Source organism: Streptomyces sp. NPDC059248, from assembly GCF_042753905.1.
Lineage (GTDB): Bacteria > Actinomycetota > Actinomycetes > Streptomycetales > Streptomycetaceae > Streptomyces.
Genome location: NZ_JBHYZV010000001.1, coordinates 111,162 through 137,058, shown reverse-complemented (window position 1 = coordinate 137,058; position 25,897 = coordinate 111,162). Strand labels below are relative to the sequence as shown.

The window sequence follows — 25,897 nt, the reverse complement described above, 5'->3', positions numbered from 1 at the left end:
TTGACAGCATGCTGTCATCATGACAGTCTACTGTCATGATGACAGCAGCGCAGCACGGGACCCGCACCGTTCATCTGGCCGTGTACGACACCTGGGCCGACTGGGAGACGGGCCACACCACCGCCCATCTCGCCCAGCACGGCTGGACGGTACGGACGGTCGGCCCCACCACCGACACCGTCACCACCATGGGCGGTCTGCGGATCCGGCCCGATCTGGCGCTCGGCGACCTCGACCCGGCCGACAGCGGGCTGCTGATCCTGGCCGGGGCGTCCGCCTGGGACACCGGGGACGAGCTCGCGCCGTTCGCGGCCAAGGCCGGGGAGTTCCTCGCGGCGGGCGTCCCGGTCGCCGCGATCTGCGGCGCCACGGCCGGGCTCGCCAGGGCCGGGCTGCTGGACGACCGGGACCACACGAGCGCCGTCTCCTTCTATCTGGCCGCCACCGGATACGCCGGGGCCGAGCGCTACCGCGAGGCCGACGCCGTCACCGGCGGCGACCTGATCACGGCCGGGCCGACCGAACCCGTCGCCTTCGCCCGTGAGGTCTTCGCCCGGCTCGGCGTCTACGAGGGCGAGCGGCTCGACGCCTGGTACCGGCTCTTCCACGACTCGGACGCCTCGGCCTTCGCGGTCCTCGAAGGGGACGGCGGCGGCGAGGAGGGCGCCGCGTGAGCAGGGCGGAGGAGCCCGATCCGCGGGAGTTGCTGACCAGGACCGCGCTCGGGGTCTTCCGGCTCAACGGCCACTTTGTCGCGATCTCGGACCGGATCGCCGGGGACGGCGGTCTTACGGCGGCCTCGTGGCAGGTCCTGGGCGCGGTCGCCCGGGAGGCCCGGACCGTATCGGATCTCGCCAGGTCGATGGGCCTGACCCGGCAGAGCGTCCAGCGGACCGCGGATCTGCTGGCGGAGCGGGGGCTGGCGGTCTACGGGCCCAATCCGGCGCACCGCCGCGCCAAACTGCTGGCGGCCACCGAGGACGGCCGGGCGGCCCTGCGCCTGCTCGACCCGGGCCACGCGGCGCTCGCCGCCCGGCTCGCCCGCGCCCTGGGCCCGGCGGAGTTCGCGGAGACGGCCCGGGTACTGGAGCGCCTCGGCGCGGTGCTGGCCGAGCTGGAGGAGGAGTAGACGGTACGGGTACGGGGGCGGCGCCTCCGTACCCGTACCGCTGCCCCTGACTACGGCTGGAGCACCTCGATGGCGAACTGCTGGCTCTCCTTGGCCAGCTGGCACTCCGACTGGACGATCGGCGCGCCCGCCGCCTCACTTCCGCCCTTCACGTCGAGGCACTGGCCCGCGAAGGTATGGATCACATAGCCCTCGGCGCCGGACACCGGCTGGAAGCGCTGGTTGGGCTGCCCGCCGCAGGGCGCGCCGACGACCGGCGCGTCGGCGGCCGTACTGGCGTCCTTCACATCGAGGCAGTGGCCGGTGCCCAGCTCGCGGATCTCGTACGCGCCACCGCCCGCCGAGACGAACTCGAACTGCTGCTCGGCCGTGCCCGTACAGTCCGTCTGCACGAGCGCCCGGTCCGCGGGGCGCAGTTCGAGGCAGAGGCCCGCGAACGACTCGGCCTGGTAGAGCGTCGCGGACGCGGCCTGCGCGCCCGGCGCCGAGAGCAGACCGGTCGCCGCGGCGCCCGCGATCACCAGGGCAGCCAGGGACTTCTTCCCCGTACGCATAGGAACACCTTTCTCAGGGCGGGCGCGCCGCGCCGAACGACAGCCGAACGGCGGGGAGATGCCCGGAGGACAGCAGGAGGGACGGAGGACGGGACCGGGCCGCGAGGGGGGTCGGGCTCGTCCCGCCGGGCCAGTGTTGGGCCCGTCGCGACCGCCGGAAAGGGGCGGCAGGGGTTCTTCCCGCCTTCGGGTGAACGGCGCGGCGGTCCGGTGACGCCGGTCGGCGCAACCGGCGCCTGGGACCGCGACCGGGTCGGCGGCCGTGACCGCGACCGGTCGGCGACGGGGGTGCGGGTCCGGGCTCGTGACCAGGGGCGGGGCGGCGGCCCCCGCGAACGGCGCCTATCCTCAATGCATCCAGCGACGGGGATGCGGGTCCGGGGGGAAGCGATGGAACAGCTGGCGCCTGGGGATCCGCGGCGCATCGGCGCGTACCGGCTGGTCGCCCGGCTCGGCGCGGGCGGTATGGGCCGGGTGTTCCTGGCCCGGAGCGACCGCGGCCGTACGGTCGCCGTCAAACTCGTCCGGCCCGAACTGGCCGCGCAGGAGTCCTTCAGATCCCGGTTCCGGCACGAGGTGAACGCCGCCCGCCGCGTCGGCGGCGAGTGGACCGCGCCCGTCCTGGACGCGGACACGGAGGCGGCCGTGCCGTGGGTCGCCACCGGCTATGTCGCCGGGCCGTCGCTGAGCACTGTGGTGTCCGAGGGCCACGGGCCGCTGCCGGAACGTTCCGTACGGATCCTCGGCTGGGGACTCGCGCAGGCGCTCGGCTCCATCCACGCCGCCGGTCTCGTCCACCGCGATCTGAAGCCGTCGAACATCCTCGTCACCATCGACGGCCCCCGGGTCATCGACTTCGGTATCGCCCGGGCGCTGGAGGCGTCGGCGGACGCGGGCATCACCAGGACCGGCGCGGTCGTGGGATCCCCCGGCTATATGGCGCCCGAGCAGGTACGCGGGCTGCGGCTGACACCCGCCGCCGATGTGTTCTGCCTGGGGACGATCCTGATGTACGCGGCGACCGGCCGGCTGCCGTTCGGTCCGGCGGACGGCTCCGGACACGCGGTGATGTTCCGGATCGCGGAGGAGGAACCGGATCTGACGGGCCTGCCGCCCGGACTTCTCCCGTTGGTACGGGACTGTCTGCGCAAGGCACCGGAGGAGCGGCCCACCCCGGCGGAGCTCCTGGCCCGGACGACGGCACCGACGGCGGACGGCGAGCCGTGGCTGCCGGGCGCGCTGGTCGCCGAATTGGGACGGCACGCGGTACAGCTGCTGGAGGTGGAGCACAACACCGGCCCGCAGCAGCGGGTCACGCTCCCGGAGAACCCGGCATACGGGTACGGACGGCCGCAGCCGCAGCCGCAGTCGCAGTCACAGTCACCGCAGGAGCCGTACCGTCCAGTGGTCTCCACTGCGGCTCCGGTCGAACCGCACTCGCCGGGGCGGGTGTTCCGTGCGGGCGGGCGGCGCCGGAAGAAGGTCCGTCTCGCTCTCGTCGCCGTACTCGCCCTGGCCGGACTCGTCGTCGGCGGCATCGGCTATGCCATCTACGCCGCCGGACAGGACGACGATTCCTCCGGCGCGCCTACCGGGAAAACGACCGAAAAACCGGATGTTGGTGATAGGGGCACCGATGGTAGCGTTCGGCCTGGCGGGGGCGGCATTCCGGGGGCCTATCTGGGTACCTGGCGTGCGACTTTCGCGTCGTCCCAGGGCGAGAACATCCGCGAGATGGTTATCGAGAACGGCACCACCGGCGAGAAAGTCATGAAGCTCACCGGAACCGGACCCGATTACTCCTGCACCTGGTCGGCGACGCTGAGGTCCGCCGGTAAACCGATCGAACTCGGCCCGACCAAGGTCGAATCGGGGGACCAGGCGACATGCTCACCCGGGCAGTGGAGCGTACTCACCATGCCGGACAGCTCGACGATCGTTCGTGAGCTGGTCGGTTCCGGCGGGAAACCGCTCCACTACATCAAGCAGTAGGAACTCCCCCACTGGCTTCCACTGCTCTCCCCGTCCGGGTTTCCGCGCGCAGTGACCACTCATGTTTCGCGACTCCCCATTGCAAGGATTCATTTTCATGCAGAACACCGCTTTCCGTCGCGGCGCCGTCGCGGCGTCCGCCGTCTCCCTCGCCCTGCTGCTCTCCGCTTGCGGCGGTGACGACAAGAAGGACGACGCCGCGAAGGGCGACACCAAGAAGAGCGACGCCAAGTCCGCCCCGGCGAAGACGCAGGCCGAGCTGGACAAGCTGATCGTGGCCTCGGCCGACGTCAAGCCGATGACCTCGGAGGCCCGGCCGGCGTCCGAGGTGGCGGACGCGCAGGTCGCCACCAGTGACAAGGCCGAGTGCACGGCGCTGAGCAAGCTCATGGTGGGTGGCACCCCCGGTGAGCCGAAGGCCCTCGTCATCCGTCGCGTCTCCGACCCGATGCCGAAGGAGGGCGAGAAGAAGGCCGACAACCCGGAGGACGAGGCCAAGGCCGCGCTTGAGGCCCTGGAGAAGATGAAGTCCATGACGATGAACCAGGTCGGCCTGGGAAGTTACGAGGGCGACGGCGCCGAGAAGGCCATGGCCGACCTCAAGCAGGCCGGCGAGAAGTGCGCGGCCGGCTTCACCTCCAAGGTGAAGTCCGACAGCACCAAGGTCAACAAGGTCACCGCGGACACCTACACCGGCGGCGACGAGTCCCTCGCCTACACGCTGGTCTCCGAAGCCGAGGGCATGAAGATGTCGGTCCCGGTCGTGGCCGTGCGCAAGGGCAACGAGGTCTTCACCGTGGTGAGCATCAACCTCTCCGGCAAGGGTGAGATGCCGAAGGCGATCGTCGACGCCCAGCTGAAGAAGCTCGGCTGACGCCTCTCCCACACGGCCCGGCACCCCGCTCCCCGGGGTGCCGGGCCGTCCCCTTTGCAGCCTCGCCGCAACGCTTGACACGGAGTCCCGTCCGCACGGAGGCAACTCCACATCAACCCCTACGGCGAGGGCGCCTGTAACAGGCACTGGCGTCGCTGGAGTCGTACTCTATAGTTAGGGTCGCCTTAGCTGATCGTCGGCGTCGGGGGGACGCATGTCCGCAGGGGGAGTCACGTTCCGCGCGGTCGGGCATGCCTACCGCGGCCGGGAGTTGTTCCATGGGCTCGATCTCGATGTGCCCGCGGGGACGGTGCTCGCCGTGCTCGGTCCTTCCGGGGTCGGGAAAAGCACCCTGCTCCGGCTGGCCGCCGGTCTCGAACGGCCGGGGGCGGGGGAGGTCGCGGCGCCCGCGAGCGTCGGATACGCCTTCGCGGAGCCCCGGCTGATGCCCTGGCGGACCGCGGCCGAGAACGTCGTATTCGCCCTCGGCCGCCGCCCCTCCGACGACGACCGCGCCCACGCCCGTACCCTCCTCGCCCGTCTCGGGCTCGCCGAATCCGCCGACGCGTACCCCGCCGCCCTCTCCACGGGCATGCGGCAACGCGTCGCGCTGGCCCGCGCGCTGGTCGTCCGCGCGCCGCTGCTCGTCCTCGACGAACCCGCGTCGGCGCTCGACATCACGCTCCGCGCCGAGGTGCGGCGGACCCTGCTGGAGCTGGCGCGGGACGCCGGTTCCACCGTGCTGTGGTCCACGCACGATCCCCGCGAGGCCGCGCTCACCGCCGAACAGGCCCTGGTCCTGGGGGTCGAAGGCCATCAGGTCCTCGCCCTCGACCCGGCCCCCGACGGTCATGACCGCGAGGCGACCGACCGCGCCGAGGAGGCCGTCGTCCGCGCCCTCACCGAACCCGGATCCGGATCCGAACCCGGCCCGGCAACCGGCCAGGGGCCCGGACCCGCACCCCGTAAAGAAGCAATCGCACCCTTAGGACCGCAGCACATCTACAGCTCAGGAGCGCCCGAGTGATCACGCCCGTCCTTCGCACGCCCCGCCCGCCCCGCACCTCCCGCGCCCGGATCGCGGTGACCGCCCATGTCCTGGTGGCCGCGGCGCTGCTGACCGGCTGCGGCGACTCCGGGGACGACGGGAAGTCCGCGGGGCTGCGGATCGGTATCGCGCCCAACGCCGTCCTGGACGCCGCCACCGCCGGGCTGCGGACCGACGAGAAGCTGAAGGCCGAGGCGGGGAAGGTCTCCTTCAGCTCCCTGCGCTCCCCCGACGAGATGCGGACCCAGCTCACCAGCGGCTCCGTGGACGTGCTCACCCTCCCCAGCAATATCGCCGCCAATCTGCACAGCCGGGGCGTCGACGTCCGGATCCTCGGCATCATCGACGGCCCGGTCGACGTCCTCGTCGGACCGCCTTCGGCGAGCACCTCCTGGGAGTCGCTGCGCGGCGAGACCGTCCATATCGCCTTCAAGGGCGACGTCAACGACGTCCTCTTCCGCAGCCTGGCCGAGAAGAACGGGCTCAAGCCGGGCGAGGACTTCGAGATCGTCAACCACCCCTCTCTTCCCGACCTGTTGACGGCGGTCGGCGCGGGCAAGGCGGAGTACGCGCTGCTCCCCGAGCACCAGGCCAGCCTGGCGTCCGCGCGCGCCCAGTCGGCGGGCAAGCCCAAGAAGCCGATACTCGCCCTGGGCGCGGAGTGGAAGAAGAAGACCGGCCAGGAGACGCTGCCGACGTACGCCGTCGGGGTGCGGGGCAAGTACGCCGACGCCAACCCGGAGGTCGTCCGCCATCTCCACCAGGCCCTCGCCCGCTCCACCCAGAGCGCCGGGGCCCACGGCGACGACCTCGCGGCCGGGGTCGCCGAACGCACCGGGGCGCCGCAGCCCCTGGTCACCGGGCTCCTCGCGCGCCTCGAACCCGCCTACAGCACCGCGCGTGACGTCCAGGCCGGTCTGACCGCCCTCTTCACGGAACTCGCCGCCGCGTCGCCGGCCCTGGTCGGAGGGAAGGTGCCGGGTGACGGTCTCTATGTCACGGAAGGTTCGTGACACGGCGCTCGTCGTCGCGGGATCGGCGGTCCTGATCGGGCTCTGGCAGTTCTCGGCCGCCCGTCAGCCCGCCGTCCTCGTCCCCTCGCCCGTCGAGACCGCACGGGCGCTGGGACGGCTCGCCGCCGACGGTGTACTCCACACCGAGGTCGTACGGAGTCTCGGCCGCGCCCTCACCGGCTCGGTGCTCGCCCTCCTCATCGGTGTCGCCTGGGGCCTGGTCGGCGGCGGCAGCAGCGTCGCCGATGGGCTGGGGCGGCCACTGCGGGCCGTGCTCCTCGGAATCCCCCCGATCGTGCCCGTCGTGATGGGCATGGTCTGGTGGGGCGGCGGCGGCGAGGTTCCCGTCTTCGTAGCGACCCTCGTCTCCGTGCCGGTGGTCGCGGTGACGATAGCCGAGGCGGTACGCGCCCTCGATCCGGACCTCAAGGAGATGGCGACCGCCTTCCGCGTACCGCTCGCGCACCGGCTGCGCCATCTGGTGCTGCCCGCCCTGACCGCCCCTCTGCTCGCCTCGGTCGCGCTGGTGACCACCACATCGCTGCGGACCGTGATCATGGCCGAACTGCTCGCCGCCCCGGACGGGGTCGGCGCCCGGATCGCCACCGCCCGTACCAACCTCGCCACCGACGAGGTCTTCGCCTGGGCCGCCGTAGCCGTGGCCGTCGCGCTGCTCGCCGAGCATCTGCTGATCGGCCCGCTGCGCCGCCGGGCCCGCCGCTGGCAGCGCGACACCGCCACGAGCGGAAGCGGCGGCGGGACCACGGGCGAACCCGTACTCGAAAGGACCCTGCCGTGACCACGGCCCCCACAGCCGCCATCCCCCACACCGACGACGTGCCCGTCCTCGTCGCCGGCGCCGGGCCCGCCGGGCTCGCCCTCGCCCTGCTCCTCGACCGGCTCGGCGTCCCCTTCCTCGTGGTCGAGCGGCGCACCGCGCCCTCGGTGCTGCCGCGTTCCCGGGCGGTCAACGCCCGCACCATGGAGATCTTCCGGTGGCTCGGCGTCGCCGACGAGATCACCGGCGCGGCCCTCGCCCAGGAGCGGGCCGGGCTGCGGTTCGCCTTCGCCACGACCCTCGCGGCGCTCGACGCGCCCGAGACCCTGCTCGCCCAGAGCGTGGTCGCCGGGCGCCGGGCCGCCCTCAGTCCCACGGCGACGGTGATGTGCCCGCAGGACGTCGTGGAGGCCGTGCTGCGGCGGCGGCTCGACCCGTCCCGGGTGCGGTACGGCACGACCGTCACAGCCGTCGAGACCACGGACGCGGACGTCACCGTCACGGTCACCGGGCCGGACGGCGCGGCCCGCCGGATCCGCTGCCGCCAACTCGTGGGGTGCGACGGCGCGCACAGCGCCGTACGCCGGGCGACCGGTACGGAGTTGCTGGGCGGCGGGACCGTCACCGAGAACCACCAGGTCCTCTTCGAGGCCGATCTCGCACCCCTCATGGGGGATCTGCGGGCCACGATCACGTTCCTGCACGCCGGCGGGGTGCGCGGCTATCTCCAGCCGACGTCCGTCCCCGACCGCTGGACGTTCAACCGCGTCCTGGAAGGCACCACGGAGCCGGGAGGCCCCGCCGATCCGGCCGATATGGTCCGGGCCGTCGCGGGCGATCCGTCGCTCGCGGTGAAGGTGCTGGAGGAGTCGTACTGGACGAGCCGCAGCCAGGTCGCCGAGCGGCTGTCATCGGGCCGCCGGGTCCACTTCGCCGGTGACGCGGCCCATCTGGTCACCCCGTTCAGCGGCTCGGGCCTCAACCTGGGCGTCCAGGACGTCCACAACCTGGCCTGGAAGCTGGCGGCCGTCGTCCACGGCTGGGCCGCTCCCGCCCTGCTCGACAGCTACGACCCCGAGCGCCGCCCGATCGCCGAGTGGACCGCCCGCGAGGACCGCGCCAACAACGCGGACGCGATCGCCACCGGCAACTGGGACCGCTGGCGGGAGGAGTTGCCCAAGCGCCGCGTCAAGGACGGCATCATCCTCGGGTTCCACTACACGGAGGGCGCGCTGGTCCCCGAGGACGCCCCCGAGGACGCCCCCGCCGAGGAGGCCGTCGCCGACGCCTACACCGACTACCGGCCCACCGCGCGCCCGGGGCACCGGGCGCCGCATCTGCCGCTCGGCCCGGACGGCGGCTCCGTGATCGACCTGTTCGGGCCCGGGTTCACCCTGCTCGCCGGTGCCGAAGGCGGATCGGCGTGGACGGCGGCGGCCGGGCGGGTGGCGGACCGGCTGGGGGTGCCGCTGACCGCGCGCGTCCTCGGTACGGTCCCCGGCGAGATCGCGCCCGACTGGCCGGAGGCGTACGGCCTCACCGGCTCCGGCGCCGTCCTCGTCCGCCCGGACGGCCATGTCGCCTGGCGCAGGCCGGCGGGCTCCCCGGACGCGGCGGACCTGCTGGAGGACGCGCTGCGGACGGTCCTGTGCCGCCCGGCGGACGGGACGCGCGGAACCGGCGCCGTACAGCCGTAACAGCAGCTGTACGGGTACGAGACCGGCCCCCGGGCTCCATCCACGGCCCCGGCCCGGGGGCCTCCCACCCGTCTCCCGCCCGTTCCCGTTCAGGGCGCGGGCACGACCCTGAGCAGCGTCACCGTGACCACCCCCGGGCTGACCTCGTACCGCACCACCGCGATCCGCCCCACCGACGCGTCCCGGCGGTCCCGGTTGCCGCGCACCCCGCACGATCCGGCGCCGTACGGATCGCGCGCGAGCGCCGCGACGCCCGTGTCGAACTCCTTCCGCCGCACCCGCGCGAGGGCGGCCCGGCCCGCGCCCGCCTCGTCGGTGTAGGCGATCCGGTAGGTCACGGGGCGCCCCGGTACTCGTCGTCGCCCAGGTCGTCGGTGAACGTCACCCCGGTGAAGTCGCCCGCGACGAGCCGGGCGGCGACCGCGTCCTCCGCCGCGTCCTGCTCGGTCGGGATCCGCATCGCCCACCGCATCAGCGTCATCTGGAGCCCGTCGGCGGGCACCGACTCGATCTCATGGGTGAACACGGCGCGTTCGGCCTCGGGCAGCGCCTCCCGTACGCCCCCGATCGTGGCCGGTACCGCGACCGGACCCCCCGTCATATACATCGTCAGCGACAACCGATCGCCGCCCCCGCTCATCACCGGCTCCCTCCGGTCGCGTACGCCGACTGGCGCGAACGCGACGAGCGTAGGGCGCTCAGGACCCGGCCGGAACCCGCGCGCGGGGTCGGGTCCGGCGCACACCACCACCCCTTGACCTCAACATTGGTTCAGGTTCTACGGTTCCTGTCATGAGTATGGAGACCACGGCCTGGGTGCAGGCCTACCGCGCCATGCACGCCGAACAGGACCGGCGGCCCTTCAACCGCGCGAGCCTGCGCCGCATCGGCACTTTCGCCCGCCCCCACAAGGGCCGGATCATCCGCTTCCTCGGCCTCAGCGTCCTCACGGCGCTGCTGGCCGTCGCCACCCCCGTACTCGCCGGACGGGTCGTGGACACCATCGTCACCGGCGGCGAGACGGGGACCGTCGTCCGGCTGGCCCTGCTGATCGCGGCGATCGCCGTCGCCGAGGCCGGACTGGGCCTCGTGGAGCGGCTGCTCTCCACCCGCCTCGGCGAGGGCCTCATCCTCGACCTGCGGCGGGCCGTCTTCGACCACGTACAGAAGATGCCCGTCGCCTTCTTCACCAGAACCCGCACGGGCGCGCTGGTCAGCAGGCTCAACAACGACGTCATCGGCGCACAGCGCGCCTTCAGCACCACACTCTCCGGGGTCGCCGGTGACATCGTCACCCTGCTGTTCACCCTGATCGTGATGGTCGCCCTGTCCTGGCAGATCACGCTTCTCGCGCTCGTCCTGCTGCCGGTGTTCGTACTGCCCGCACGGCGGATGGGCACCAAGATGGCCGCCCTCCAGCGCGAAGGGGCCCGGCTCGACGCGGAGATGGGCACCCGGATGACGGAGCGGTTCTCCGCGCCCGGCGCGACGCTGGTCAAGCTGTTCGGCCGGCCCGACCAGGAGTCCCGCGAGTTCGCCGAACGAGCGGAACGGGTACGGGACATCGGCATCCGGACCGCGATGGCGCAGACCGTCTTCATCACGGCCCTCACCCTCGTCTCGGCGCTGGCGCTCGCCCTCGTCTACGGCCTCGGCGGCTGGTACGCGCTGCGCGGCAGCATGGAGCCCGGCGCCGTCGTCGCCCTCGCCCTGCTGCTGACCCGGCTCTACGCCCCGCTGACCGCCCTGGCCGGGGCGCGGGTGGAGGTGATGGGCGCGCTCGTCAGCTTCGAGCGGGTCTTCGAGGTACTCGACCTCAAGCCGCTGATCGAGGACCGCGAGGACGCCCGGAAGGCCCCGGAGGGCGCGCTGTCGGTCGAGTTCGACGACGTCCGCTTCGCCTACCCGTCGGCGGACAAGATCTCCCTCGCGTCCCTGGAGGAGGTCGCGGCGCTCGACACCCGGGGCGGCGAGGAAGTCCTCAAGGGCATCTCCTTCCATGCCGCGCCCGGCCAGACAATTGCCCTGGTCGGCACGTCCGGCGCGGGCAAGTCCACCATCGCGGGCCTGCTGCCGAGGCTGTACGACGTCGACGCGGGGGCGGTCCGGATCGGCGGGGTCGACATCCGCGACCTGTCGGCCGAGTCGCTGCGCGCCACCGTCGGCATGGTCACCCAGGACGGCCATCTCTTCCACGAGTCCGTACGCGCCAATCTGCTGCTGGCCCGCCCGGACGCCACGGAGGACGAGCTGTGGTCGGCGCTGGAACGCGCCCGTCTCGCGCCTCTCGTACGGTCCCTCCCGGACGGACTCGACACGGTCGTCGGCGAGCGGGGCTACCGCCTCTCCGGCGGCGAGCGCCAGCGGATGACCATCGCCCGGCTGCTGCTCGCCCGCCAGCGGGTGGTGATCCTCGACGAGGCGACCGCCCATCTCGACAACACCTCGGAGGCGGCGGTCCAGGCGGCCCTCGCGGAGGCCCTGGCGGACCGCACGGCCCTGATCATCGCCCACCGGCTGTCCACGATCCGCGCGGCGGACCAGATCCTGGTGATCGAGTCGGGCCGGGTCGTGGAGCACGGCACGCACGAGGAGCTGCTGTCGGCGGACGGGCGGTACGCGGAGCTGTACCGCACCCAGTTCGCGGCGGCGGAGGAGCCGGTGGTGGCGTAGTACATACACCTCCGGTGCGCGCGTCACGGGCCGAACCCCTCGTCGGGGGTCGGCCCCGCGCCGTGCCGGACGGCGCAGTCGGGGCACGCGTACAGCACATGCGGCGGCCCGCTCGCCCGCTCCACGGCCCCCACGGCGACCGGTACGGCCGTCGTCCTCCGGCAGTGCGCGCACGGGGTGTCGGCCGGGGCGGCCGGGGCCGTGGCGAGGAGTGCGTCCCGGGTCATACGGCGGCCTCCTCCATGTACGGCGGTACGCGGAATGTGCGCCCCGGAGCGGGCATGGTCCTGCGCAGGGTGTGCGCGTGTACGGGCCGGGCGGGCGCGCAGATCACCAGCGGCGCCCGCCGCCTGATGTCACGGTGCGTGCCCCGCCGCCGGGAGCCGGTGTGCCGGTGCCGTCCGTGCGCGGGGACGACGAGACGTAACACCCGTTCGAGGGTACGGAGGATAAGGTCGCGCATGGTGGTGACAGCTCCTTCGACAGCTGTTGCGACAAGCCCCGACGGGCCGGGCCAACGGCCCGTCGGGGCGCCTTTTTGATGTTTCGTGTGGTCAGCGCCGGTGGTCGGCCCTCTGATGCCGACGGAGGAGTACGCGGCAGTCGACGGCGCGCGAAAGGTCCCCCGCGCGCTCGGCCGTCAACTCCGCGACCGCGTACTCCCGGCAGATCCCGCACTCCGGCATCGGCGGCTCATCGCCCCGCCCGTGCCCCGCGTCCTGACCGGGCCGCGCCTGCTGATCGGACATCGTTCGCCGCTCCTTGGCTCCGCCGCCGAGTTGTTTGTTTGCTCGCTCTAGGCAACGGGACGGTCACGCACGGCGGTACTGTGGGAGCAGCACACCCGCGATAAAGGCAATAAGCGTCGTGCCGCGAGGAGTTGACCACCCTTGGCGATCCGCGAACCCAATGAGCGGTTGGACCTGCTGTTCCGCGAAACGGGCTGGACCGAACGGCAAATGGCCCAGGCGGTCAACCGCATCGGTACGGAACGGGGCACCCCGACGAAGTACCAGCAGCCGTCGGCCCATCAATGGCTCAAGGGCTGTATCCCCAAGACGACGACCCAGCCGCTGATCCTCGAAGCGCTCGCGCGGAGGCTGGGCCGACCCGTCACCCATGACCAGGCCGGTTTTCCCGCCCGCCCCGATCAGTCCGAGAGCTATTCGCTACTGGAAGACCTCATCGATCTGGGAAGGCAGGACATGGAGCGTCGCAACTTCCTCGGAGTGAGCATATTCGCCGCCGCCATGCCCGTTCCCGCGTGGGCCGAGGCCGTGGAGCGAAGGGAATCCGTCCGTTCCGGTGCGACTCAGCGCGTGGGGATGTCGGACGTCGAGCTGGTCGGCAAGATGACGGAGCAGCTGTTCGCCACGTTCAACAGCTTCGGTGGGCGCTACACCAGGCCTATGGCCGCTACCTTCATGGTCGACTTCGTCGCCCCGTATCTGCGGCTGGACGGGCCGCCGGACGTGCAGCGGAAGATGCTCTCGGCCGCCGCCTACCTCTGCTACAACATCGGCTGGATGGCGGTCGACGAGGGAGTGCACGGCCTTGCCCAGAGGTGGTACGTCAAGGGTCTTGAATTGGCGCAGGCGGGCGGGGACCGCAAGTGGTACAGCTACATTCTGCGCGGACTCTCCGGGCAGGCCGTAGATCTCGAACACGCCTCCGACGCGGTGCGGTTCGCGAATTCCGCCGCCGCGTCCTCACCCGAGACGACACCGAGGCTGAAGGCCTTCATGCTCGGCCAGCAGGCCCATTCCTTCGCGGTCGCCGGTGAGCGGACGGCGGCCCTTCGCACGATTCGTGAGACCGAACGACAGATCGAGAAGGCGGAGAGCCCGCCGGGACCATTCGGCGGATACGACCCCTCGGTGGTCGCCTATCACGCCTCCCAGGTGCGGTACTACCTGGGCGACCTCGAAGGCAGTATCGAATCGCTCCATCTGCACTTCCGGCTCAGGCGCCCGAACGACACCCGCCGCTCCGCCGCCCGCTTCAACTCCATGCTCGCGGAACGGCAATTGGAACTGGGCCACTTGGAGGCGGCGTGCGCCACCTGGGGCGGGGTCCTCGACGAGTACCCGACGCTCCACTCGGGCCGCGTCGACCGCCATGTCGCGGACATCCCGCGCCTCCTGAACCCGTATCTGTCCAACGCAACAGCTCGGCAGACGTACGAACGGGCTCAGGAGACCCGGCGGACCGCCTGACGTCAGACCTGTTCCCAGACCGGCAGCCAGACGTCGTTGTCCGCGCCGTCCGCCGCACACGGCCACTGGATCAGGCCGTTGCCCTGGCCGACCCCGCCCGCGACGTTCAGGCACTTGCCGCTGTGGCGGGCCACGATCTGGTAGCCGCGCCCCTTCGGGACGAGCTGCCACTGCTCGTTGTGGTCCGTGCCGCAGGTCCACTGGATGGCGCGGGCGCCGTTGTCGTTGCTGGCGCCCTCGATGTTCAGGCAGAGCCCGCTGTTGACGGACTTGAAGCGGAAGTAGCCGAAGTCGGCGGGCTCCGGCTCCCACCGCTCGTTGGCCGCGCCCGACCACGGCCACTGGATGACCTCGGCGCCATTGGCGGTCGACGCGCCCTTGACGTTGGCGACCTGCCCCGGGTCGCTCGACAGCCGCAGGGTGACCTGCTGGACGGTGACCTCGGCGGCTGCGGCGCCCTCGGCGCGCGGCGGCGGGGCGGGTGCGCCGGCCGTCGCCGTACCGGACATTCCCAGCGTCAGCGCGACCGCCGACGCGACCGTCACGACCCTCGCCCTCAGACCAGAACGCATCGGAGAACCATCCTTTACTCGCGGTGTGCGTACAGACCATCACCATGAGTAACCGAGTATGGGGACAGGTATGCGAGGGTTCCCCCCGAGGAGCTATTAGGCGGATGAGCATACGAAGGCGCCCGGGCGGGACCGGATAGGTCCCGCCCGGGCGCCTTCAGCGGCTCACGGCCCGTGGCCTAGAGGAACGAGTTGATCTCGATCGTCTCGGTCCGGCCGGGGCCGACGCCGATCGCCGAGATCGGCGCGCCCGACATCTCCTCCAGCGCCTTCACGTACGCCTGCGCGTTCTTCGGCAGGTCGTCGAAGGTCTTCGCCTTGGTGATGTCCTCCGACCAGCCCGGCAGCATCTCGTAGATCGGCTTCGCGTGGTGGAAGTCGGTCTGCGAGTACGGCAGCTCCTCGACCCGCTTGCCGTCGATCTCGTACGCCACACAGACCGGGATCTGCTCCCAGCCGGTGAGGACGTCCAGCTTGGTGAGGAAGAAGTCGGTCAGGCCGTTGACCCGGGTCGCGTACCGCGCGATCACCGCGTCGAACCAGCCGCAGCGGCGGTCACGGCCGGTGGTCACACCCCGCTCGCCGCCGATACGGCGCAGCGCCTCGCCGTCCTCGTCGAACAGCTCGGTCGGGAACGGACCGGCGCCGACGCGGGTCGTGTACGCCTTGAGGATGCCGATGACCCGGCTGATCTTGGTGGGGCCGACGCCCGCGCCCGTGCAGGCACCGCCCGCCGTCGGGTTCGACGAGGTGACGAAGGGGTACGTCCCGTGGTCCACGTCGAGGAGGGTGCCCTGGCCGCCCTCGAAGAGGACGACCTTGCCCTCGTCGATGGCGTCGTTGAGGATCAGGGTCGTGTCGGCGACGTACGGGCGGAGCTGGTCCGCGTACTGGAGCAGTTCGTCGACGATCCGGCCGGTCTCGATCGCCCGGCGGTTGAAGACCTTGGCGAGGAGCTGGTTCTTCTGCTCCAGCGCCGCCTCGACCTTCTGGGTCAGGATCGACTCGTCGTACAGGTCCTGGACCCGGACACCGACGCGGTTGATCTTGTCCGCGTAGGTCGGGCCGATGCCCCGGCCCGTCGTCCCGATCTTCCGCTTTCCGAGGAACCGTTCCGTCACCTTGTCGAGCGTGACGTTGTACGGGGTGATCAGATGGGCGTTTCCGCTGATCAGCAGCTTGGACGTGTCGACGCCCCGGTCATTGAGCCCGCTCAGCTCGGAGAGCAGGACGGCCGGGTCCACGACCACACCGTTGCCGATCACCGGGGTACATCCCGGTGAGAGGATTCCGGAGGGGAGGAGATGCAGCGCGTACTTCTGGTCGCCTACGACAACCGTGTGGCCGGCGTTGTTGCCGCCCTGGTAACGCACTACGTAGTCGACTGACCCGCCGAGCAGGTCGGTGGCCTTCCCCTTGCCCTCGTCACCCCACTGAGCACCGAGCAGCACAAGTGCGGGCACAGGCGTACACCCCTTCCGGGCGGGGCATGTCCAAGGTCAGGGGGATCAGTGTGTCCCGTGTTTTTCCTGGATCCCTCGGACCGGTTGCCCCGGAATAGACGAAGCCCCTGGCGCAATCGCGCAAGGGGCTCTTGCACAAAGATGCTACCCGAGGAAGGACCGAGGTGTCGGATCGCGACCAGTTGCTGGTGGTCATCGACCCGGTCGCCCGCCGTCAGGACGGGGAATCGGTGCGGATCGCGAAGGACGTGCTGTGCGGTGGTTCCCGGGCGAAGGTCTGTCTGCCGGAGAGCCCGGAGGAGTTCGCCAGGGCCCTGGCGCGGCGCGGTACGAGGCGTCCGGTGATCGTCGGCGACGACCGGGCGCTCCTGCGCGCGGTGGCCCTGCTCCACCGGGACCGCTGGCTGGGTGACGGCGCGCTCTCCCTCGTCCCCGTCGGCTCCGGTGTCGGGCTCGCGCACTCCCTGGGTGTGCCGCCCGGGCCCGTCGCGGCGGCCCGCGCGGCGCTGGACGGCGGGGTACGGCGGCTCGACCTGCTGGTCGACGAGAGCGACGGCGTCGTCGTGGGCGACCTGATGATCCCGGCCGGTCCCCGCCGGGCCGGCTCACGGGGGTGGTGGCGGGCGCTCCTGGGGCGGCGCGCCCGGTCCCCTCGGGGGGTCGCGGGGCCGGGGCGGCGGCTGCGGGTGGAGGCGGACGGGGCGCTCCTGTGCGACCTGCACCAGGAGGTGGACGCGGTCACGATCCGTACGGCCCACGGCCGCGCCGAGATCACCGTCCACCACCCCGGCCCCGACCGGCCGGTCACGGTGAAGGCGCTCGCGGTGACGGTCTCCGGCGCCGACTTCCGCTATCGCGCGGACGCGGTGGTGACGGGTCCCGTCCGCACCCGCACCTGGTCGGTGCGGGCGGGCGCCTGGGGTTTGACGCTCCCGTAGCCCCCCGGGGCGGGGCCTTCCCCCCCCCAGGGCCTTGGCTACCCGTGGCCCGGGGCCCAAGACCGGACGCGTCCGGCATCCACAGGTGCTCTTCGGCCCGCGCGCCGGTGGGTGGCTTGTCGCGCAGTTCCCCGCGCCCCTGGATAGCCGACTCACCGTTGTCAGCTGCGGGCAGACCAAGGTTTTTAGGGGCGCGGGGAACTGCGCGATCAACCACAGACGGCCTGCGGTCGGCGAAGGCGCCCCGGGGGCACTCACGAACCCCGTGCGGGGGCGACGGCGCCCCGAGGGCACCCGGCCCACCCCCGCCAGGGGGAGCCGTAGTCCTTGAGGCGGAGGCGCAGGGATCCGTATCCGTGCGGACGACGGCCCCGGCGCCGCCCCGTACCGTCATCGGCGTGACCAAGATGACCCGCAGCCCCGAATACCGCCTGGCCGTCGGGGTCCTCCACGGCCTACGGCAGGACCTCATCCAGGACGCCTTCGCCTACCGTCCCCTACCGCCCCTGCGCACGAACGGCCCGGTGATGGGCCTGCTTCCGGCCGGGATAGCGCACTACGTGCGATGGGCCCCGCACGCCCTGCTGCTCGCGGTCGCGTTCATCATCACCGCCGCCGGGGTCGCCGTTCAGGGCTTCTCGGCCGACTCGTTCTTCGAGACCACGTTGCCCTCCGGGCTGATCGCCCTCGCGGTGATCCGGCCCGTCGGAGCCTTCTGGCTCTCCCTGACTGCGCCGACCTGGAAATCGCTGTTCACCGGCTACTACGACTCCTGGCACTGGCTTCCGGGCGCGTTCGCCGCACATCTGCTGATCATGCTGGTGATCGTCCTCAGGAACCGGCCCAGGACGGCCGTCTGGATGTGGGTGCTCACCGCGCTCAGCACCGGCGCCGCCGAGATCGTCATCGGCAACTACTACAACCAGAACATGGCGCACATGCTCGTGGTCTCCGCCATGATGCTCGCGGTGGCCGTCGCCTTCACCGTCCGCAGGACCGCCGAACAGGAGGTCCGCGCCGAGCGGACCGTCACCGCCGTCGAACGCGACAAGCGGACCCTGCTGGAGGAGCGCACCACGATCGCCCGTGAGCTGCACGACGTCGTCGCGCACCACATGTCCGTCGTCGCCATCCAGGCGGAGGCCGCGCCCTATCGGGTGGAGAACCCGCCGGAGGAGCTGGCGAAGGCGTTCGCGACGATCCGTGAGAACGCCGTCGCCGCCCTCACCGAGCTGCGCCGCATCCTCGGTGTCGTCCGCGCGGAGGACTACGAGGCCCCCGACGCGCCCCAGCCCGTACTCGCCGACCTCGACCGGCTGCTGGTCAACGTCCACGACACCGGTCTGACGGCGGAGAAGGTGGTCACCGGATCGGTCCGGGTACTGCCGCAGGGCGTCGAGCTGTCGGCGTACCGGATCGTGCAGGAGGCCCTGAGCAACGTCCTGCGGCACGCGCCGGGCGCCACGGCTCGGGTGGAGGTGTCGTACGTCCTCGGCGGGCTCGGGCTGCGGGTGGTCAACACCGCGCCGGAGGGGCCGGTCCAGCCGTCGCCCGGGGCCGGGCACGGGATCACCGGGATGCGGGAGCGGGTCGCGATGCTCGGCGGCGAGCTGACGGCCGGGGAGACCGCGGACGGCGGCTACGAGGTGGCCGCGTTCGTACCGGTCGCGCCGCCGGAGCCGGTGACCACCGTCTCCCGGGACGAGCCGGCCGGCGGATCCGCCATCCTGGAGAAGCCCGCCCCCAAGCTCGCCATCACCAAGGAGCCGTCGCCGTGACCACACCGACCATCCGGGTCGTGATCTGCGACGACCAGATGATGATCCGGGAGGGTTTCTCCGTCCTGCTGAACGCGATGCCGGACATCGAGGTCGTCGGCGAGGCCGTCAACGGCCGCGAGGCGGTCGACCGGGTCGCGGCGCTCGCGCCGGACGTCGTCCTCATGGACATCCGGATGCCGGAGCTGAACGGAATCGAGGCCACCCGCGAGATCGTCACCTCGTACGCCGACTCCAAGGTGCTGGTCCTGACGACGTTCGATCTGGACGAGTACGTGTACCAGGCGCTGCGCGCCGGGGCGTCCGGCTTCCTGCTGAAGGACGCGTCGGCCCGCCAGCTCGCCGACGGCGTCCGGGTCGTCGCTGCGGGCGAGGCGCTGCTCGCGCCCACCGTGACGCGCCGCCTGATCACCGAGTTCTCCCGGGTCACCCAGGGCCCGAAGGTGGGGGCCGTGGCACAGGTCGGCGATCTGACCGAGCGGGAGACGGAGGTCCTCGTCCTGATCGCCCAGGGTCTGTCGAACGCGGAGATCGCCGAGCATCTCGTAGTCGCCGAATCGACCATCAAGACCCATGTCAGCCGGGTCCTGGTGAAGCTGGGGCTGCGGGACCGCACCCAGGCGGCCGTGTTCGCCTATGAGGCACGGCTCGTCACACCTTCATAGCTTTTCGGCATCCGTGCTGGTCAGAGCCTGGCCAACCGGTCTCATCGGAGTTAGCGTCCGGATATGGACGCACTTTTCGAGCCATGGTCGCCCGCCTTCGTCGCCGATCCGTATCCCGCCTACGAGCGGCTGCGGGCCGACGGGCGGGTGCACTGGTTCGAGCCCACCCGGCAGTGGCTCGTCCCCCACTACGCCGATGTGTCGGCGCTGCTGCGGGACCGCCGGCTGGGCCGTACGTATCTCCACCGCTTCACGCACGAGGAGTTCGGCCGGACCCCGCCCCCGGCGGCGCACGAGCCGTTCCACACCCTCAACGACCACGGGATCCTCGATCTGGAGGCCCCCGACCACACCCGGATCCGGCGGCTGGTCACCAAGGCGTTCACACCGCGCACGGTGGCCGCGCTGGAGCCGACCGTACGGCGGCTGGCGGCCGAACTGGTCGCGGACCTGAAGAAGGCGGGCGGCGGCGATCTGCTGGCGGACGTCGCCGAGCCGCTGCCGGTCGCGGTGATCGCGGAGATGCTGGGCGTCCCCGAGGACGACCGGCATCTGCTGCGGCCCTGGTCCGCCGACATCTGCGGGATGTTCGAGCTGAACCCGTCGGAGGAGACCGCGCGGAAGGCGGTGACGGCGTCCGTCGAGTTCTCCGGATATCTGCGGGGCCTGATCGCCGAGCGGCGTACCGAGCCCGGCGACGATCTGATCTCGGCGCTGATCGCCGCGTACGACGAGGGCGACCGGCTGACCGAGCAGGAGATGGTCTCCACCTGTGTACTGCTGCTGAACGCGGGCCACGAGGCGACGGTCAACACCACCGCCAACGGCTGGTGGACGCTCTTCCGCCACCCGGAGCAGCTCGCCGCCCTCCGCGCGGACCACTCCCTGCTGCCGACGGCGGTGGAGGAGCTGATGCGGTACGACACCCCGCTCCAGATGTTCGAGCGGTGGGTACTCGACGACATCGAGATCGGCGGCACGGTCGTGCCGCGCGGCGCGGAACTGGCGCTGCTCTTCGGCTCGGCCAACCGTGACCCCGCGCGTTTCGCCGACGCCGATGTCCTCGACCTGTCCCGTGCGGACAACCCGCACATCACCTTCGGCGCGGGCATCCACTTCTGCCTGGGCGCGCCGCTGGCCCGCCTCGAACTCGCGGCCTCCTTCGGCGAACTCCTCCGCGAGACCCCGACGCTGCGCCTGTCGGCCGAACCGGAATGGAAACCGGGCTACGTGATCAGGGGCGTCCACCGACTGTCTGTGGAGCTGTAGCCGGAGTAGCGCCGCCCGGGATGTTCGACCCGCCGTTCGCGGGTGCGGGCAGGTGGAGGTTTTCCCCAAACACAACCCCGCCCGGAGGGCCCGGGCTACCCCGTCAGGAGGTCGCGGCGGCGCAAGGACAGGAGGCCCGCGCCCGTGGTCACGGCTGCCAGGCCGGTGAGGAGGAGCACCGGGGGCCAGGACATCGCGTCGCCCGGCATCTTCGGGAGGTGGCTGAACGGCGACAGGTTCAGCACGGCCGCCGGGAGGTCCAGCGCCGGGCCCAGCCAGCCGATGGCGAGGGCCAGGCCGACGAGGGACCAGGCGGCGGGGGCGTACCGGGGGAAGAGGCCGTAGACGAGGACCGCGACACCGGCCAGCAGCCAGACCGCCGGGAGCAGGACGAGCGCCGCCCCGACGACCGCCCCCGCGTCCTTCCCGTGGCCGATCGCGAGGCCGAGGCCCGCCGCCGTGACGACGGCGACCGCGCCGCCGAAGGCGATGGTCAGATGGCTCGCGGCCCAGCGGATCCGGCCGACCGCCGCGACCAGGACGGGTTCGGCGCGCTGCCCGGCCTCCTCGCCGTACAGCCGTAGCACCGACGCGACCGCGTATACGGCGGCGAGCATGCCGAAGAGCCCGGCGATCGCGGCGAGGAACGCGTCCGTCATCCCGGACTGCCCGCCCATCCGCTCGAAGATCTCCCGGGTGCCCTGGTTCTCGCCCACGAGGTCGGCCGCGCCGTCCGCCATCCCGCCGAAGACGATCCCGGCGGCCAGGAACCCGGCGAGCCAGCCGTACAGCGTGCCCCGCTGGAGGCGCCAGGCGAGGGCCGCGGGGGTGCCGATGCGCCCTTCGGCCGGGCCGGGGCGGGTCGGCAGGAAGCTCATGCCGACGTCGCGGCGGCCCGCGAGGACGAAGGCGACCGCGCCCTGGGCCACCACGGCGGCGCCGAGCAGCAGCAGGATCCACCAGCGTTCCGCCGCGTACGGACGCAAGTACTCGGCCCAGCCGAGCGGGGAGAGCCAGGTCAGGACGGCGTCGCCGTGCGCGGTCCCCGCGTCGCCCGCGGCGCGCAGCCCGAAGGCGAGGCCGAGTACGGCGCCGGTCAGGCCCCGGGCGAGCCGGGCGCTCTCGGTGAGCTGGGCCGCGATCGCGGCCACCCCGGCGAAGAGGAGGCCGACGCCGGCGATACCGAGGCCGAGCGCGATACCGCCCGCGGGGTCGCCGGTGGGCCCGGCGAGACCCGCGGCGACGAACACGGCGACCGCCGCGTTGGCGGCGCCGGCGGTCAGCAGCGCCGCGGTCAGGGCCGCCCGGCGCCCGACGGCACCGGAGGCGATCATCTCCTGACGGCCGGTCTCCTCCTCCTCGCGGGTGTGGCGGACGACGATCAGCAGGCTCATCACGGCGGCGAGTACGGCGGCCGACGCGCCGAAGCGCCAGGCGACCAGGCCGCCGACGGAGTCGCTGAAGACGGGTCCGTAGAGCGCGCGGAGCGAACCGTTCGTACTCATGGACGCGGCGAATTCGGCGCGCTTCGCGGCGGTGTCGTACAGCCCCTCGATCGTGCCGGAGCCGCTGACGACGACCAGCGAGAGCAGCAGCACCCACACCGGGATCATGATCCGGTCCCGGCGGAGGGCGAGCCGGAAGAGGGTCCCGGTCCCGGCGAAGGGCCGCTCGTGGCGGGCGCGGAGCGGGACGGCGGCGCTCATCGTCCGGCCCCCTCTGCGGCCCCTTCGACGGCCCCGGCAGCCTGTGCCGGTCCGGGCGTCGCGTAGTGCCGGAGGAACAGCTCCTCCAGCGTCGGCGGGGTACTGGTCAGGGACCGTACACCGGAGTCGGTGAGCGCCCTGAGCACCGCGTCCAGCTGGTCCGTTTCCACCTGGAGCCGCACCCGGTGTCCTTGGATGTCGAGGTCGTGCACGCCCGGCAGCCGGGCGAGCCCGTTCGGCGGGGCCGCGAGTTCGGCGGTGACGCTGGTACGGGTGAGGTGCCGGAGCTCGGCGAGTGAACCGGTCTCCACCGTCCGGCCCCGCCGGATGATCGACACCCGGTCGCAGAGGGTCTCCACCTCGGAAAGGATGTGCGACGAAAGCAGGACGGTCCGGCCCCGGTCGCGCTCCCGGATCACACATTCCTGGAACACCTCTTCCATCAGCGGGTCGAGTCCGGACGTCGGTTCGTCCAGGACGAGCACGTCCACGTCGGAGGCGAAGGCCGCGACGAGGGCGACTTTCTGGCGGTTCCCCTTGGAGTAGGTCCGCCCCTTCTTGGTGGGGTCAAGCTCGAACCGTTCGATCAGCTCGGCCCGCCGCGTCCGGTCGAGCCCGCCGCGGAGCCGGCCGTACAGATCGATGACCTCGCCGCCGGAGAGATTGCGCCACAGGGTGACGTCGCCGGGGACGTACGCGATTCTCCGGTGCAGCTCGACCGCGTCGTGCCACGGATCGCGGCCCAGCAGCCGGGCCGTGCCCGAGTCGGCGCGCAGCAGGCCGAGCAGGACGCGGATGGTGGTCGACTTGCCGGAGCCGTTGGGCCCCAGGAAGCCGTGCACCTCCCCGGTCCCGACGGTGAGGTCGAGGCCGTCGAGGGCGTGCGTACGGCCGAACGACTTGTGCAGTCCGGAGACGGTGATGGCCTTCGTCATGCTTCCGAACGTACGCTTCCTTCAGAAATTTGTGAAGTTAACGAAGGATATAAAATCGAGGGGGACCATGGGCGGCCATGGGCGGCCATGGGATCCATGGGAATGCCGGGAATACCGGGAATCGGGAACGTGAGGGCCGGGCAATGACGACCGAGCAGCGGCAGCCGGAGCGGGACGAGGCGATGGTCTCCGCCTTCGTCGAGCGGTTCGCCGCGCAGTTGGTGGAGGCCGGTATGGCCCGGATGCCCGCCCGGGTCTTCGCGGCGGTCCTCGTCTCCGACGAGGGGCTGCTGACCTCGGCCGAGCTGGGCGAGCGGCTCCGGGTCAGCCCGGCGGCGGTCTCGGGCGCGGTCCGCTATCTCTCCGGGATCAATCTGCTGTCGCGCGAACGCGAGCCGGGTTCACGACGGGAGCGCTACCGGGTCCACTCCGGCCAGTGGTACGAGGCGCTGGCCAACCGCGAACAGATCATCCGCCGCTGGGAGGAGACCCTGCGTCAGGGCATCTCGTCCCTCGGCGAGGACAGCCCGGCGGGCGTGCGGATGTCGGAGACGCTGGCGTTCTTCTCGTTCGTCCAGGCCGAGCTTCCGCAGATGATGGAGCGCTGGCGGGAACACCGCGACCGGGTCTACGGCGACGGAGCCGCTCCACAGGACTGACCCGGCCGGGTCGGCCGACCGTACCGGCTCACGCGGCGTACGAGACCACCGTGCCTCACGCGGCGTACGAGACCACCGTCACCGTCCGCCCCGATGACCACCGCTGCTCGGAGACCGCGAGCCGCCGCCGGCCCAGCCTCTCGTAGAGCGCGGCGGCGGCCAGGTCGGATGCCACCACATCGAGGACCGGTCAGGAGATGTCGAGCGCCGTGCCGTAGAGGCGCGTCACCCGCAGCCGGATGACCACACGGGCCTCCGCCACCTGCTGTTCGAGGAACGCCGACTCGTCCGCCGGGGTCGCCGGGCGGGACCCGGCCGGGAGCATCGACAGCAGTTCACGGCCGACCTCGTCGCCCGCGGCGACCGTCGGCTCCGAGACCTCCGCGTCGCCCTCGGCGACCGCGAACGACCAGACGTCGGGCCCCTGGACATGGACCGAGGCCCTCGGGTTCCGGCGGACGTGGCCGGCCTTGGCGCGGGCGGCGAGGGTCGAGAAACGTACCGTCCGGGTCTCCGGGTCCCAGTGGTACAGCATCGTCGTCAGATGCGGACGGCCGTCGCGCTTCAGGGTCGCGAGCGTGCCGAACCGCCCTTCCGTCAGCAGCTTCACAAGCGCGTCGGCGGGCAGGGCGCGGGGGGCCGGTCCTTGGGACATGCGGCCGAGTATCGGGGGCGTACGAGGGATTCGGCCAGGAATCACGGCCATCACCGGGGGATGGCCCCCCGCCCGGCGGGGCGTACCCGCAGACAGGGGTGACGGACGGCGGCGAACCCCCGTTCCACCGCCGCCCGTCGGAGCGACAACGCACGGCGCCCGCCGATCATGCCCGGGGCGGGATACCGCGGGGGCCGCCCGCAGGCGGTGCCACTGTCACCAGGCGAGCTGGGCGATCTCCTCCGCCACCACCGCGCACGCGTCCGCCGCCGGGTCGATCAGCGGGAAGTGGCCCACGGCCGCCAGCAGGGTCAGGCCCACCGTCTCGCCCGCCCGTGCCGCCGCGTCGATATACGCCTCCGCCACCGGGCGCGGTACGACGATGTCGTCGCTCCCCTGCACCACGGTCGTCGCGATCCCCGTCGGCAGCAGCAGCGCCGGATCCACCGCCGCCCGCCGCTCGTCGAACCCGGAGCCGAAGCCGGAGTCGGAGCCGGCTTCCGCTCCCAGGAGTTGGCGGACGGCGCCGCCGCAGACCGCGAGTTCGGCCGCGCGGCCGAAGTCGGCGATCGGGGCGAGCGCCACCACCCCGCGCAGCTCGGGCGGGGTGTCGAGACGCCACGCCGAACCCCGGGGCAGGACATGGCGGGCCGCCGCCCACAGCGCCAGCTGGCCGCCCGCGGAGTGTCCGGTGAGGACCGTACGGCGGACGTCGGTACCGGGCAGTGCCCGCGCCGCCGCGGCCGGCAGGGCGTCCATCGCCGCCGCGACGTCGTCGAAGGTCTCCGGCCAGCGCCCGGCGACGGGCGCGCCCGAACCGGACGCGGGGGTGGTGTCGGCCCGGGGACCGGGGACGTCCCGGCCCCTGCGGTACTCGACGCTCGCCACCGCGAACCCGCGGCGGGCCAGGAAGTCCGCGAACGGGCTGATGTGCCGGCGGTCGTACGGGGTGCGCCAGGCACCCCCGTGGAAAACGACGACCAGCGGCGCGCCGCCGGGGCCGCCCCCGTGGTCCGTGCGGGGCGCGTAGAAGTCGACGATCTGGTCCGGGTGCGGACCGTACGCCTCCGTCGCGTCGGGCTCCACCGGCGGATGCGCGAACGCCGACTTCTCCTCGGCGGCGTCCCGGGCGACGGCGTCGGCGTCCGGCACCCCGGGTGTACCGGGTGTCCCGGGTCCGCCGGGGGCGTTCGGTTCCGGCCGGCTCGGATCCGGCACGCTGGCTTCCGGCATGCGGCCCCAACCCTCCGTAGAACACGCGGACTTGTCCGCGGGAAACAACC

27 protein-coding genes and 1 pseudogene are annotated in these 25,897 nt (G+C 72.1%); 15 read left to right on the top strand and 13 right to left on the bottom strand.

All coding sequences use genetic code 11. The features are described 5' to 3' along the window. Positions 1-35: 35 nt before the first annotated feature. Positions 36-674 carry a DJ-1/PfpI family protein gene (locus ACFXG1_RS00665; RefSeq protein ID WP_384709073.1) on the top strand — a complete coding sequence of 213 codons (639 nt, stop codon included), beginning with the start codon at positions 36-38 and terminating at the stop codon, positions 672-674. Next, positions 671-1,129 (top strand): MarR family winged helix-turn-helix transcriptional regulator, encoded by a 459-nt coding sequence (locus ACFXG1_RS00660; RefSeq protein WP_384709076.1) that lies wholly within the window; start codon positions 671-673, stop codon positions 1,127-1,129. The genes ACFXG1_RS00665 and ACFXG1_RS00660 overlap by 4 nt, the downstream gene beginning before the upstream one ends. A gap of 50 nt (positions 1,130-1,179) precedes the next feature. Here ACFXG1_RS00660 and ACFXG1_RS00655 read toward each other — a convergent pair whose 3' ends face one another. Further along, the gene (locus ACFXG1_RS00655; RefSeq protein ID WP_384709079.1) at positions 1,180-1,683 is read right to left on the bottom strand and encodes an RICIN domain-containing protein; all 504 of its coding nucleotides are present in this window, start codon (positions 1,681-1,683) and stop codon (positions 1,180-1,182) included. Positions 1,684-2,073: 390 nt separating this feature from the next. Between ACFXG1_RS00655 and ACFXG1_RS00650 the strand changes: the two genes are divergently transcribed. The 6 genes from ACFXG1_RS00650 to ACFXG1_RS00625 all read left to right on the top strand — a co-directional run bounded on the left by ACFXG1_RS00650 (position 2,074) and on the right by ACFXG1_RS00625 (position 9,085). Beyond that, positions 2,074-3,675, top strand: a complete 1,602-nt coding sequence (locus tag ACFXG1_RS00650) for a serine/threonine-protein kinase (RefSeq protein ID WP_384739978.1) — start codon at positions 2,074-2,076, stop codon at positions 3,673-3,675. Between the two features lie 97 nt (positions 3,676-3,772). Next, on the top strand, positions 3,773-4,549 hold the full coding sequence (locus tag ACFXG1_RS00645) for a hypothetical protein (protein ID WP_384722698.1): 777 nt from the start codon (positions 3,773-3,775) through the stop codon (positions 4,547-4,549). Between the two features lie 214 nt (positions 4,550-4,763). Then, positions 4,764-5,576 carry an ABC transporter ATP-binding protein gene (locus ACFXG1_RS00640; RefSeq protein WP_384714490.1) on the top strand — a complete coding sequence of 271 codons (813 nt, stop codon included), beginning with the start codon at positions 4,764-4,766 and terminating at the stop codon, positions 5,574-5,576. Next, a complete protein-coding gene (locus tag ACFXG1_RS00635; RefSeq protein WP_384714493.1) occupies positions 5,573-6,610 on the top strand; it encodes an ABC transporter substrate-binding protein in 1,038 nt (345 codons plus the stop codon). Before ACFXG1_RS00640 ends, ACFXG1_RS00635 begins: the two co-directional genes overlap by 4 nt. Further along, positions 6,591-7,409, top strand: a complete 819-nt coding sequence (locus ACFXG1_RS00630; protein WP_384714496.1) for an ABC transporter permease — start codon at positions 6,591-6,593, stop codon at positions 7,407-7,409. Before ACFXG1_RS00635 ends, ACFXG1_RS00630 begins: the two co-directional genes overlap by 20 nt. After that, positions 7,406-9,085 (top strand): FAD-dependent monooxygenase, encoded by a 1,680-nt coding sequence (locus tag ACFXG1_RS00625; RefSeq protein WP_384714499.1) that lies wholly within the window; start codon positions 7,406-7,408, stop codon positions 9,083-9,085. Before ACFXG1_RS00630 ends, ACFXG1_RS00625 begins: the two co-directional genes overlap by 4 nt. A gap of 89 nt (positions 9,086-9,174) precedes the next feature. Here ACFXG1_RS00625 and ACFXG1_RS00620 read toward each other — a convergent pair whose 3' ends face one another. Continuing rightward, positions 9,175-9,423, bottom strand: coding sequence for a hypothetical protein (locus ACFXG1_RS00620; RefSeq protein ID WP_384714502.1), 249 nt, complete (start codon positions 9,421-9,423; stop codon positions 9,175-9,177). Next, complete coding sequence (locus ACFXG1_RS00615; RefSeq protein WP_384714505.1) at positions 9,420-9,725, bottom strand: hypothetical protein; 306 nt, start codon at positions 9,723-9,725, stop codon at positions 9,420-9,422. Before ACFXG1_RS00615 ends, ACFXG1_RS00620 begins: the two co-directional genes overlap by 4 nt. Before the next feature lie 152 nt (positions 9,726-9,877). On the opposite strand from ACFXG1_RS00615, the gene ACFXG1_RS00610 reads away from it, so the two are divergent. After that, complete coding sequence (locus ACFXG1_RS00610) at positions 9,878-11,758, top strand: ABC transporter ATP-binding protein (protein WP_384714508.1); 1,881 nt, start codon at positions 9,878-9,880, stop codon at positions 11,756-11,758. A gap of 23 nt (positions 11,759-11,781) precedes the next feature. On the opposite strand, the gene ACFXG1_RS00605 is transcribed toward ACFXG1_RS00610, so the two are convergent. The 3 genes from ACFXG1_RS00605 to ACFXG1_RS00595 all read right to left on the bottom strand — a co-directional run bounded on the left by ACFXG1_RS00605 (position 11,782) and on the right by ACFXG1_RS00595 (position 12,507). Next, positions 11,782-11,985, bottom strand: coding sequence for a hypothetical protein (locus tag ACFXG1_RS00605; RefSeq protein WP_384714511.1), 204 nt, complete (start codon positions 11,983-11,985; stop codon positions 11,782-11,784). Then, entirely contained in the window at positions 11,982-12,221 is a 240-nt protein-coding gene (locus tag ACFXG1_RS00600) for a hypothetical protein (RefSeq protein ID WP_384714514.1), read from the bottom strand. The genes ACFXG1_RS00605 and ACFXG1_RS00600 overlap by 4 nt, the downstream gene beginning before the upstream one ends. 91 nt (positions 12,222-12,312) lie before the next feature. Continuing rightward, positions 12,313-12,507 carry a hypothetical protein gene (locus ACFXG1_RS00595; RefSeq protein WP_384714516.1) on the bottom strand — a complete coding sequence of 65 codons (195 nt, stop codon included), beginning with the start codon at positions 12,505-12,507 and terminating at the stop codon, positions 12,313-12,315. A gap of 141 nt (positions 12,508-12,648) precedes the next feature. Here ACFXG1_RS00595 and ACFXG1_RS00590 point away from each other — a divergent pair, with 141 nt between their 5' ends. After that, positions 12,649-13,974, top strand: coding sequence for a tol-pal system YbgF family protein (locus ACFXG1_RS00590; RefSeq protein WP_384739969.1), 1,326 nt, complete (start codon positions 12,649-12,651; stop codon positions 13,972-13,974). 2 nt (positions 13,975-13,976) lie between these two features. Here ACFXG1_RS00590 and ACFXG1_RS00585 read toward each other — a convergent pair whose 3' ends face one another. Both ACFXG1_RS00585 and ACFXG1_RS00580 read right to left on the bottom strand, forming a co-directional pair. Then, positions 13,977-14,546: an RICIN domain-containing protein gene (locus ACFXG1_RS00585; protein WP_384724510.1), complete on the bottom strand. Its 570-nt coding sequence runs from the start codon at positions 14,544-14,546 to the stop codon at positions 13,977-13,979. Between the two features lie 179 nt (positions 14,547-14,725). Further along, the gene (locus ACFXG1_RS00580) at positions 14,726-16,009 is read right to left on the bottom strand and encodes an adenylosuccinate synthase (protein WP_384723184.1); all 1,284 of its coding nucleotides are present in this window, start codon (positions 16,007-16,009) and stop codon (positions 14,726-14,728) included. Between the two features lie 164 nt (positions 16,010-16,173). Between ACFXG1_RS00580 and ACFXG1_RS00575 the strand changes: the two genes are divergently transcribed. The 4 genes from ACFXG1_RS00575 (at position 16,174) to ACFXG1_RS00560 (ending at position 20,659) form a co-directional block, all read left to right on the top strand. Beyond that, complete coding sequence (locus ACFXG1_RS00575) at positions 16,174-16,947, top strand: diacylglycerol kinase (RefSeq protein ID WP_384739965.1); 774 nt, start codon at positions 16,174-16,176, stop codon at positions 16,945-16,947. Between the two features lie 407 nt (positions 16,948-17,354). Next, positions 17,355-18,725, top strand: a complete 1,371-nt coding sequence (locus ACFXG1_RS00570) for a histidine kinase (protein WP_384715686.1) — start codon at positions 17,355-17,357, stop codon at positions 18,723-18,725. Further along, positions 18,722-19,390 carry a response regulator gene (locus ACFXG1_RS00565; protein ID WP_384715668.1) on the top strand — a complete coding sequence of 223 codons (669 nt, stop codon included), beginning with the start codon at positions 18,722-18,724 and terminating at the stop codon, positions 19,388-19,390. The genes ACFXG1_RS00570 and ACFXG1_RS00565 overlap by 4 nt, the downstream gene beginning before the upstream one ends. A gap of 63 nt (positions 19,391-19,453) precedes the next feature. After that, positions 19,454-20,659 carry a cytochrome P450 gene (locus tag ACFXG1_RS00560; RefSeq protein WP_384715671.1) on the top strand — a complete coding sequence of 402 codons (1,206 nt, stop codon included), beginning with the start codon at positions 19,454-19,456 and terminating at the stop codon, positions 20,657-20,659. Between the two features lie 95 nt (positions 20,660-20,754). Here the strand turns inward: ACFXG1_RS00560 and ACFXG1_RS00555 are convergent, their stop codons facing one another. Together ACFXG1_RS00555 and ACFXG1_RS00550 are read right to left on the bottom strand one after the other, a co-directional pair. Beyond that, entirely contained in the window at positions 20,755-22,365 is a 1,611-nt protein-coding gene (locus ACFXG1_RS00555) for an ABC transporter permease (protein ID WP_384715674.1), read from the bottom strand. Further along, the gene (locus ACFXG1_RS00550; RefSeq protein ID WP_384715677.1) at positions 22,362-23,300 is read right to left on the bottom strand and encodes an ATP-binding cassette domain-containing protein; all 939 of its coding nucleotides are present in this window, start codon (positions 23,298-23,300) and stop codon (positions 22,362-22,364) included. Before ACFXG1_RS00550 ends, ACFXG1_RS00555 begins: the two co-directional genes overlap by 4 nt. Before the next feature lie 143 nt (positions 23,301-23,443). Here ACFXG1_RS00550 and ACFXG1_RS00545 point away from each other — a divergent pair, with 143 nt between their 5' ends. Beyond that, the gene (locus tag ACFXG1_RS00545; protein ID WP_384715680.1) at positions 23,444-23,959 is read left to right on the top strand and encodes a GbsR/MarR family transcriptional regulator; all 516 of its coding nucleotides are present in this window, start codon (positions 23,444-23,446) and stop codon (positions 23,957-23,959) included. A gap of 55 nt (positions 23,960-24,014) precedes the next feature. Here the strand turns inward: ACFXG1_RS00545 and ACFXG1_RS00540 are convergent. The 3 genes and pseudogenes from ACFXG1_RS00540 to ACFXG1_RS00530 all read right to left on the bottom strand — a co-directional run. Further along, a pseudogene (locus ACFXG1_RS00540) lies at positions 24,015-24,149 on the bottom strand (GNAT family N-acetyltransferase); the annotation flags it as partial. Further along, entirely contained in the window at positions 24,150-24,614 is a 465-nt protein-coding gene (locus ACFXG1_RS00535; protein WP_384715683.1) for a PPOX class F420-dependent oxidoreductase, read from the bottom strand. A 216-nt stretch (positions 24,615-24,830) separates the two neighbouring features. Continuing rightward, positions 24,831-25,766, bottom strand: coding sequence for an alpha/beta hydrolase (locus ACFXG1_RS00530; RefSeq protein ID WP_384740026.1), 936 nt, complete (start codon positions 25,764-25,766; stop codon positions 24,831-24,833). Positions 25,767-25,897: the final 131 nt, after the last annotated feature.

Excerpts from the sequence above, each read along its gene's own strand:
- ACFXG1_RS00600 (WP_384714514.1), bottom strand. The coding sequence starts at position 12,221 with ATGCGCGACCTTATCCTCCGTACCCTCGAACGGGTGTTACGTCTCGTC.
- ACFXG1_RS00585 (WP_384724510.1), bottom strand. The coding sequence starts at position 14,546 with ATGCGTTCTGGTCTGAGGGCGAGGGTCGTGACGGTCGCGTCGGCGGTC.
- ACFXG1_RS00650 (WP_384739978.1), top strand. The coding sequence starts at position 2,074 with ATGGAACAGCTGGCGCCTGGGGATCCGCGGCGCATCGGCGCGTACCGG.
- ACFXG1_RS00665 (WP_384709073.1), top strand. The coding sequence starts at position 36 with ATGATGACAGCAGCGCAGCACGGGACCCGCACCGTTCATCTGGCCGTG.
- ACFXG1_RS00545 (WP_384715680.1), top strand. The coding sequence starts at position 23,444 with ATGACGACCGAGCAGCGGCAGCCGGAGCGGGACGAGGCGATGGTCTCC.
- ACFXG1_RS00560 (WP_384715671.1), top strand. The coding sequence starts at position 19,454 with ATGGACGCACTTTTCGAGCCATGGTCGCCCGCCTTCGTCGCCGATCCG.
- ACFXG1_RS00570 (WP_384715686.1), top strand. The coding sequence starts at position 17,355 with ATGACCCGCAGCCCCGAATACCGCCTGGCCGTCGGGGTCCTCCACGGC.
- ACFXG1_RS00550 (WP_384715677.1), bottom strand. The coding sequence starts at position 23,300 with ATGACGAAGGCCATCACCGTCTCCGGACTGCACAAGTCGTTCGGCCGT.
- ACFXG1_RS00655 (WP_384709079.1), bottom strand. The coding sequence starts at position 1,683 with ATGCGTACGGGGAAGAAGTCCCTGGCTGCCCTGGTGATCGCGGGCGCC.
- ACFXG1_RS00605 (WP_384714511.1), bottom strand. The coding sequence starts at position 11,985 with ATGACCCGGGACGCACTCCTCGCCACGGCCCCGGCCGCCCCGGCCGAC.
- ACFXG1_RS00615 (WP_384714505.1), bottom strand. The coding sequence starts at position 9,725 with ATGAGCGGGGGCGGCGATCGGTTGTCGCTGACGATGTATATGACGGGG.
- ACFXG1_RS00595 (WP_384714516.1), bottom strand. The coding sequence starts at position 12,507 with ATGTCCGATCAGCAGGCGCGGCCCGGTCAGGACGCGGGGCACGGGCGG.
- ACFXG1_RS00630 (WP_384714496.1), top strand. The coding sequence starts at position 6,591 with ATGTCACGGAAGGTTCGTGACACGGCGCTCGTCGTCGCGGGATCGGCG.
- ACFXG1_RS00535 (WP_384715683.1), bottom strand. The coding sequence starts at position 24,614 with ATGTCCCAAGGACCGGCCCCCCGCGCCCTGCCCGCCGACGCGCTTGTG.
- ACFXG1_RS00645 (WP_384722698.1), top strand. The coding sequence starts at position 3,773 with ATGCAGAACACCGCTTTCCGTCGCGGCGCCGTCGCGGCGTCCGCCGTC.
- ACFXG1_RS00610 (WP_384714508.1), top strand. The coding sequence starts at position 9,878 with ATGAGTATGGAGACCACGGCCTGGGTGCAGGCCTACCGCGCCATGCAC.
- ACFXG1_RS00555 (WP_384715674.1), bottom strand. The coding sequence starts at position 22,365 with ATGAGCGCCGCCGTCCCGCTCCGCGCCCGCCACGAGCGGCCCTTCGCC.
- ACFXG1_RS00640 (WP_384714490.1), top strand. The coding sequence starts at position 4,764 with ATGTCCGCAGGGGGAGTCACGTTCCGCGCGGTCGGGCATGCCTACCGC.